The sequence below is a fragment of the Pseudonocardia sp. ICBG601 genome (assembly GCF_020496245.1).
Genome location: NZ_JAHLJA010000087.1, coordinates 22198 through 29892, shown reverse-complemented (window position 1 = coordinate 29892; position 7695 = coordinate 22198). Strand labels below are relative to the sequence as shown.

At 73.5% G+C, this 7695-nt stretch carries 7 protein-coding genes; 2 read left to right on the top strand and 5 right to left on the bottom strand.

The window, feature by feature from the left end:
• Positions 1-318: 318 nt before the first annotated feature.
• Complete coding sequence (locus tag KPL57_RS23750) at positions 319-639, bottom strand: hypothetical protein (RefSeq protein WP_226353230.1); 321 nt, start codon at positions 637-639, stop codon at positions 319-321.
• A 341-nt stretch (positions 640-980) separates the two neighbouring features.
• Positions 981-1822, bottom strand: a protein-coding gene (locus KPL57_RS23745; protein ID WP_226353067.1) for an IS5 family transposase whose coding sequence is annotated in 2 segments (ribosomal slippage) — positions 981-1541 and positions 1544-1822 — 840 coding nt in all. Because the reading frame shifts where the segments join, the coding sequence is not laid out codon by codon here.
• A gap of 102 nt (positions 1823-1924) precedes the next feature.
• Between KPL57_RS23745 and KPL57_RS23740 the strand changes: the two genes are divergently transcribed.
• Both KPL57_RS23740 and KPL57_RS23735 read left to right on the top strand, forming a co-directional pair.
• The gene (locus tag KPL57_RS23740; RefSeq protein WP_226353229.1) at positions 1925-3469 is read left to right on the top strand and encodes a sugar transferase; all 1545 of its coding nucleotides are present in this window, start codon (positions 1925-1927) and stop codon (positions 3467-3469) included.
• Positions 3463-4230: a class I SAM-dependent methyltransferase gene (locus KPL57_RS23735; RefSeq protein ID WP_226353228.1), complete on the top strand. Its 768-nt coding sequence runs from the start codon at positions 3463-3465 to the stop codon at positions 4228-4230. Before KPL57_RS23740 ends, KPL57_RS23735 begins: the two co-directional genes overlap by 7 nt.
• 28 nt (positions 4231-4258) lie before the next feature.
• On the opposite strand, the gene KPL57_RS23730 is transcribed toward KPL57_RS23735, so the two are convergent.
• From KPL57_RS23730 to KPL57_RS23720, 3 genes are read right to left on the bottom strand one after another with little or no spacing between them, the layout of a single operon-like run.
• Entirely contained in the window at positions 4259-5215 is a 957-nt protein-coding gene (locus KPL57_RS23730) for a GNAT family N-acetyltransferase (protein WP_226353227.1), read from the bottom strand.
• Positions 5212-5994, bottom strand: a complete 783-nt coding sequence (locus KPL57_RS23725) for an FkbM family methyltransferase (RefSeq protein ID WP_020627172.1) — start codon at positions 5992-5994, stop codon at positions 5212-5214. Before KPL57_RS23725 ends, KPL57_RS23730 begins: the two co-directional genes overlap by 4 nt.
• Positions 5991-7457, bottom strand: coding sequence for a glycosyltransferase (locus KPL57_RS23720; RefSeq protein WP_226353226.1), 1467 nt, complete (start codon positions 7455-7457; stop codon positions 5991-5993). Before KPL57_RS23720 ends, KPL57_RS23725 begins: the two co-directional genes overlap by 4 nt.
• Positions 7458-7695 lie beyond the last annotated feature (238 nt).

Here is a 7695-nt window from a genome sequence, read left to right as displayed (position 1 = left end):
GGTGCGCCCAGTCGAGCACCGCGACCACGTCGGCCGGCGTACGCGGAACGCAGGTCCACAACGGATCGGTCGTGATCACCCCGTCCCAGTTCTCGAAGACCTCCCGGTGCACCGGGACGCCGGCGGGGAAGTCGGGCAGGGACGTACCCATCTGGGGCGGGCGTCCGGACACCGACGAGGACCGCCGTTCCGGCCAGTGCCGCACCACGCAGGACCGCCCGGCGTGTCAGTTCTCGCATGTTCGCTCTCCTCGATGTCGCGGCCGGCCGATCACCGGCCCCGCCCGAGGTGGGCGGGGCCGAATGACGATCGATCGGGTCAGCTCACTGGCGGGTCGACGCGCACAGCGCGGCCACGTCGCCCACCGTCGCCGGGGACGTGGAACAAGGTGTCGTTGACGGCGTAGATCGGGTACTGGAGCAGCGAGGTCTCCGCCTGGCCGAGGATCTTCCCGGGGTCGCCGCTCTGCAGGGCGGCGAGGTTCGCCGCGAGCTGGGCCTGGCCGTCGCGACCGTGGTCGGCGAAGTTCTTGTCCAGCCAGTCCAGGGTCGCGAACGGCCCCTGGCACAGGGGCGCACGCTGCAGCGAGGCGTCGTGCGAGGGGCTCCACACGCCGTCGCCCACCGGCTCGTCCGCCATCGCCGTGCGGTGAACAGCAGACCGGCGACCACCACGCCGCCCATCAGTGCCGCAGTCCTCTTGAACCAGTTCGCATTCATGGCTTTTCCTCTCGTGGACTTCCGTGGAGACTTCACAGTAACCGACGCTACCGATATCTCCTACTGTCACGGACCTCACATGCTCCGGCGACCTCGAACCCCCCTCATCCAGGCCTTTTAGTACGACGGTCGAGCTCGGCGACGCTCAGTAGGCAGCCGGTCACCATTCGACAGGTGATTCCCACCTCGCCACATCTCCGGTTTCATATAGCGATAGCACTTGTTACTGTGGGCGTTCCGCTGAGAGCGTGTTTGGAAATTCTAGTGGGTTGAGGGTGTCGTGTGTTTCTGCTGGCGGGTGGCGGGGTATCCACGGGCGATGCGGCGGGTGATGGTGTTGATCGCGGCCCAGCGGATCATGGCTTCGGATGTGGTGGGGTGGCGTTCGTAGTCTCGGGCCAGGCGTCGGTGTGCGGTGAGCCAGGCCAGGGTCCGTTCGACCACCCACCTTCGTGGGAGGACGGTGAATCCGCGCTGCTCGGGTGGCTTGCGGATGATCTCGATCGTTGTCTGCAGGATCGTGGCGGCCCAGTCGAGCAGTCGCCCGGCGAAGCCGGCGTCGGCGTAGACGAACCGCACCCTGGTGCGCAGGTAGAGGTTGAGCAGGATCGGCTTGGCGCCGTCGCGGTCCTGTACCGAGGCCGAGCACACCATCGTGGTCAGCAGCAGACCGAGGGTGTCGGTCACGATGAACCGTTTCCGTCCGCCTGTCTTCTTCCCGGCGTCGTAGCCGCGGGAGTCCTGGCCGACGGTGTCGGCGCCCTTGACCGACTGGGAATCGATGATCCCCGCACTCGGCTCCGGATCACGGCCCTCGGCGATATACGTAACTGCCCCCGCACGACCGGGAGGATCTTCTCGGTGACCTTCTGCTGTTCCCACTGGTTGAAGTACCAGTAGACGGTCTGCCAGGGCGGGAAGTCCACCGGCAACGCCCGCCAGGCACACCCGGTCCGCACGACATACAAGATCGCGTCCAGCACGTCCCGACGAGCATGAGCAACAGGCCGCCCCCGCCGCGCGAGCGGCGGTAACAACGGCTCGATCACCACCCACTGGGCATCACTGGTGTCCGAGGGGTACCGGCGCGGTCGTTCCTGCATGCCGACCACGATGGAGCACCCCAGCCGTGTCGACCATCCCGACACACCCACCATTTCCAAACACGCTCTGACACGCGCCCCCGCCCGATCCGAGGAGCCCACGTGAGTTCCCAGCACCCGCTCGTCGTGGCCGCGGCGCCCGACCAGACCGCTCCACCGGTCCCCCGGCCCCGAGAGACCCTTCTCCGTCGGCCCCCCGGTCCCACGCCCCCGGTCACGCCCGTCTCCCGTCCGCACCGCCCGATCCGGCGGGCCTCCAGGGCGTCGCGCACCGCGGCCGCGGACCTGGCGACGATCCTGCTGACGGTGACCGGGGCGGTGGCGTCGGGGATCGGCGGGGCCCAGCCGGCCGACCGGCTCGCCGGCGCCGTCACCACCGCGGTGGCGCTCGTCGGCGCGCTGGCGCTGGTCCGCTCCTGGTCGCCGGAGGTCGTCGGCAGGAGGGCCGAGGAGTTCCGGCGGCTCGGCCAGGCGGTGCTGGTCGCCGGCGGCGTGCTGGCGGCCGGCGGACTCGCCGCGAGCGGGATCGCACCGACCGCGGACCCCGCGCGCACCTGGGCCCTGGTCGTCGTCCCGGTGACGGAGGTCCTGCTGGGGGCCGTCCGGCTGGTGCGCGACCGGTTCCTCCGACGGCGCCGAGGTCGGGGAGTCGGCCTCACCCCGGTTCTCGCGGTCGGCCCGGCCGATGCCGTCGCCGACCTCGTCCGACGGGCCCGCACCGACCGCGGTTCCGGCTGGGAGGTGACCGGTGTCTGTACGCCCGCCGCCACCCGTACGGGACCTGCCGCGGTCGAGGACGTCCCCGTGCTCGGCGACCAGGACGACGCGGCGAGTGTCGCCCTGCGCCACGGACACCACGTCGTCGTCGTGTGCCGTTCGGCCGGTGCCGGCCCTGCCGAGCTCCGCCGCCTGGCCTGGTCGCTGGAGGACACCCCCGTCGAGCTGGTCGTCGATGCCGGGCTCGTCGACGTGACCGCGCGGCGGGCGTCCCTGACCGACCTCGACGGCCTCCCGCTGCTGCGCCTGCCCCGGCTGCGACTCGACGGGGCCGCGCGGACGCTCAAGCACACGTTCGACCGGGCGGCCGCGCTGTCGATCCTGCTCCTCACCGCACCGTTGCTGCTGGTCGTCGCGCTGGCCGTGCGCTGCGGCGACGGTGGCCCGGTCTTCTTCCGCCAGGAGCGGATCGGCGTTCGGGGCAGGCCCTTCGCGATGCTGAAGTTCCGGACGATGGTGCCCGACGCCCCGCAGCTGCGCGCCGGGCTGCACGCGGTGGACGAGGGGGCGGGCCCGCTGTTCAAGATGCGGCGCGACCCACGTGTGACCCGGGTCGGGGCGGTCCTGCGTCGGTACTCGCTCGACGAGCTGCCGCAGCTGTTCAACGTCGTCGGCGGATCGATGAGCCTGGTCGGCCCGCGTCCGCCGCTGCCGGGCGAGGTGGCGACCTACTGCGACCGTGCCCGACGCCGGCTGCTCGTGCGGCCAGGGATGACCGGGCTCTGGCAGGTCAGCGGCCGCAGCACCCTGAGCTGGGAGGAGTCGCTGACACTCGATCTGCGCTACGTGGAGACCTGGTCGCTGTGGCTGGACCTGATCATCCTGGTGCGCACCGTGCGCGCGGTGCTGCGGGGGGACGGGGCATGGTGAGCCGCACCCGCCGGCTCGCGGACGTGCTGCGCGCGGAGCGACGACGGCTGGCGGACGACCTGCACCGGGCGCGGAGCGGGCTCGGGGAGAGCGGCGCACCGGGTGCGGTCGCCGGGTTCGTCGTGGCCAAGACCGTGGCACTCGGACACCGGTGCCTGCGCCGCGCCGCGGAGACCGCGGTCGACCGTCGCTACGGCATCCGGACCGCCGGAATGCTCCGGCCGGACTCCCCGGGCGACACCCCCGACCCGCACGCCGCCTACGCCTACCAGCCGGTGGGGCTGCGGCGCTTCCGCGCCGTGGTGGCGGCCTGTGCGACGACACCGTCGGCCACCACCTTCCTGGACCTGGGATGCGGACGGGGGCGGGCCCTGGCGCTCGCCCGGGCGCACGGCTTCGCCCGGGTCGTCGGGGTGGAGCTCGATGCGGAGCTGGCCCGCACCGCGCGTGCCAACCTGGCCGCGGGCGGATCCACCGCGGTGGTGGTCCACACCGGCGACGCCGCGACGACGGCCGTCCCGGCGGGCCCGCTGCTGGTGTTCCTGTTCAACCCCTTCGGCCCCGCCGTGCTGCGACGCGTGCTGGACCGTGTGGCCGAGCAGGCGAGCGGCCCGGTGACCGTCGGCTACGTCAACCCGGTGCACCGCGCCGTGCTCGACGACGACCCGCGCTGGGAGCGCACGGCCACCGCGCGCTGGTGGTCGGTGCACCGGCTGCGCCGACCGCCCGGGCCCCACCCGGACGACACCGGGTCGTCCTGATCTCCGGGGACCTTCCTGAGATCCGGGGTCATCCCGGACGCAGCATCCGCAGCCCGGGCAGGGCCCGCTCGGCCACGGTGACCGGGTGCGACGTGCCGCCGAACTGCCGTTTGAAGCGGTCGATGCCCTCGTCCGGCACGCCCAGCAGGTCCAGCAGGTCCAGCGTGTGCGCGCCCCGCCCGCACGCCCAGGCGATCGCGTCCCAGTACAGGAGCACCCCGGCCGGTGAGTCGCGGTGCTCGGGCAGGACCCCGCCCGCCCAGGTCACCGCGTAGCCGTCGAGGCAGACGGTGGCCAGCACGGCGTGCACCCGGCCGTCGACGTCGCGGGCCTCGGCCAGGTGCACCGCCGCCGGACCCGCCGTCAGGTCGTCGTAGCGGGGTGGGAAGACGCCACGTAGCCCGTCGCGACGACCGCGGGAGGCGAACGCCGCCCGCACGGCACGTCCCAGCGAGCCGGTGTCGCGGACCGGGTGCACCTCGATGCCCCGTGCCCGCGCCCTGCGGACCTTCTTGCGGCACTGCGCACTCGTCCCCGCCCAGAGCGCGTCGACCCCGACACCGAGGTCCAGCAGGTAGGTGCGCTCGTGGGACACGGTGTACCCGTACTCACGGAGCACCTCCTCCGACGGGCTCTCCACCGGGGAGAACCCGTAGCGCTGCACCCCGACCCCGTGCCGGAACGACCAGCGGGTGGCGAGCTCCAGACCCTCCGCGAGGTCCGCGGCCGCGAGCACCGGTCCGACGTAGGGCGTCGGGGACCAGCTGACCAGGCCCAGCGGGCCGATCCGCCGGCACAGCAGGGGCAGGATGCCGATGGGCTCGCCGGACCGCTCGACGACCATCGGGTGCAGCGTGGTCGCCGTCATCGCCGCGGCCGACCGGAGCCAGGTCAGGTCGTGGAAGGGGATCGGGGCACGCCCCGAGGCGGCCCGTGCGGCATCCCACCGGGCGGGATCGGTGCACGGCCGCAGACGCGTGGTCACCCCGCTACCCGGCGGAAGGTCAGGTCGGCCTGGAGCTGCTCGCCGTCCACCCCGGTGCTGATGCCCGCGACATGGACCAGCCGGAACCCCCGGCCCGCCAGATGGGCGACGACGTCGCCCGCGAGCGGCTGACCCACGTAGAGCTCGACGAACGAGCACTCGCAGAGGATCTCCTGCACCGAGTCGAGCACCCGGGTGGCGCCGCGCAGCACCTCCAGCTCGTAGCCCTGCACGTCGATCTTCAGCAGGGCGGGCTGCGCGATGTCGGCGTCGAGGTGCTCGTCGAGGGTGGTGACCGGTACCTCGCGCACCCCGGCCTCCGCGGTGCCGTGGAACTCGTGGGCCTGCCGGCCGATCGGCAGCAACGAGGAGGAGTCGTCGGCGGCCGAGACGTGCAGCGTGCACCGGCCGGGCCGGGCTCCCACGGCGGCGACGTGCACCTCCACGGGGCCGTCCACCACTGCGCGGATCCGCCCCGCCGCCTCGGCGAGGGGCTCGAAGCACACGATCCGGGCGTCGGGGTGGCGGTCGCGGATCCAGGAGGCGAACTGTCCCCGCGAGGCCCCGACGTCGACGACGGTCGCGAACGGGCCGCCGAGACCGGAGTCCTGGTGGTCGGTGGCGGCCAGCACACCCTGGCGCAACGCGGCGCGCAGCCGGGGACGCCGGGCCACCCGGACGAGCTTGCGCACCCGCAGGCGGGTCCTGTCCAGCGTCGTGTGGAGGCGGGTGCGTCGGGTTCCCGGCGTGCGCGGGGGTGTGGTCACGTGCAGGGTCATTCCGGGTGCTCCCCGAGGGTGTCGACGGTTCCGGCGAGGACGGCACGGCGGACCCGGGCGTCGCGCCGGGCGACACGGTCGGGCAGGTAGCGGGCAGCGGCGGGGCCGGCGGCCGCGGCCAGCGCGGCCCGCCGGGCGGAATCGGCCAGCAACGCGGCGATCTCGCAGGACAGCGCCGCGCTGTCACCGGCCGGCACCACCACGGCGACCCCGGCGGCGGCGAGGTCGTCGCCGACGTAGACCTCGTCGGAGACGAGCACGGGCAGCCCGGCCTGCACCGCCTCCACCGGGGCGATGCCGAAGTTCTCGTTGTCGGAGTGCAGGACGAACAGGTCCGCCGCGGCCAGGGCGTCACGTTTGCGCTGCCCCCCGAGGTACCCGACCAGGTGCACCGCCGACGGGTGGTCCAGGCCGGCGACCCGCGACCGCAGCTCCGTGGCGAACGCCGGGTCCCCGGATCCGGCCGCGACCAGCACCGCGTGCGGGTCCTCGGCCCGGACCCTGTCCACGGCCTCGACCAGCCGGATCAGTCCCTTCTTGCGGTCGAGCCGGCCGAGGAAGAGCACGATCCGTGCCTGTGCGGTCAGCCCGAGCGAGGCCCGGAACCCGGCTCCGTCTCCGGGGCTCGACGGGGCGTCCACCGGCAGTGCGGTCACCACGGTGCAGGGCGCGGCGCCCAGCCCCGCCAGATTGGCCGACTCGCGCTGCGCGGTCAGCCAGACCGCCGCGCAGTCCTCCAGCAGCCGGCGCAGCGCGGGACGCAGCATCCGCTTGAGCCACGGGTGGTTGTGGGCCATGTCGTAGGGCTCCAACGAGCCGTGCGGCCGGATCACCAGGGGCACACCGGACCGGCGAGCGGCCCACCAGCAGGCGAGCGCGGGGATCGAGAACACCTCGTGCACCTCGAGCAGGTCGTAACGGTGCGAGTGCCGGCGCAGCCACCCCACCAACGACCAGGACAGCGCCCAGCAGCCGGGCCACGACCGCCGGCACGCCACCAGGTCCACCTCGCCCAGCTCCTCGGCGCCGGGCAGCTCGTCGGGCGAGCCGACCGTGGTCAGCAGGGTCGCCCGGTCGCCGACGGCCCGGGTGGTGCGGGCCACCGCCACCGCCGCGGCGGCCGACCCGCCCTGCTCGGCGCCGATGCGACCCAGCACGTGCAGCACCCGCAACGGCCCCTTCGGACCGGGAGCTGTCCCTGCGGACCCGGCTGCCGGCTCGGGACGCACCCGGACCCGGTGGAGGCGGAACCCCACCATCCGCTGGAAGTGACGCAGACCGTTCGGGAGCCCGACCGGCGACCGGTTGTCGACCAGGTAGCGGACACCACGTGCCACCAGCTCGCACTGCAGACGGTGGACGGCGAGGTAGCGGGCACCCGACCGGTCCGGGCCCGGGGCCAGGGTGCGGAAGTAGCGCACGCACCCCCACCCGCCGTCCACCGGAGCGACGGACAGCAGCAACGGCAGCCCTCCGCGGAGTAGACCGCCAGCCACAGGTCGAAGCGCACGAGGTCCCCGTTGTCCGCGTCGGGATTGCGGTAGGCCCCGGGCTGGGAGCGCTCCCACTCGTCGGCCAGGGCCACCAGCCGGCGTCGCTCGTCGGGATCATCGACGGTCTCGCACCGCAGTCCGGCGGCGGTCGCGTGGCGGACCTGGCGGCGCAGGGTGCGGTTGGGCCGGCCGGACCCGACGTCCTCGA

What these genes read in the sequence shown, in the direction of transcription:
- KPL57_RS23750 (WP_226353230.1), bottom strand. Translation starts at nt 639, where the DNA reads ATGGCGGACGAGCCGGTGGGCGACGGCGTGTGGAGCCCCTCGCACGAC.
- KPL57_RS23725 (WP_020627172.1), bottom strand. Translation starts at nt 5,994, where the DNA reads ATGACCCTGCACGTGACCACACCCCCGCGCACGCCGGGAACCCGACGC.
- KPL57_RS23735 (WP_226353228.1), top strand. Translation starts at nt 3,463, where the DNA reads ATGGTGAGCCGCACCCGCCGGCTCGCGGACGTGCTGCGCGCGGAGCGA.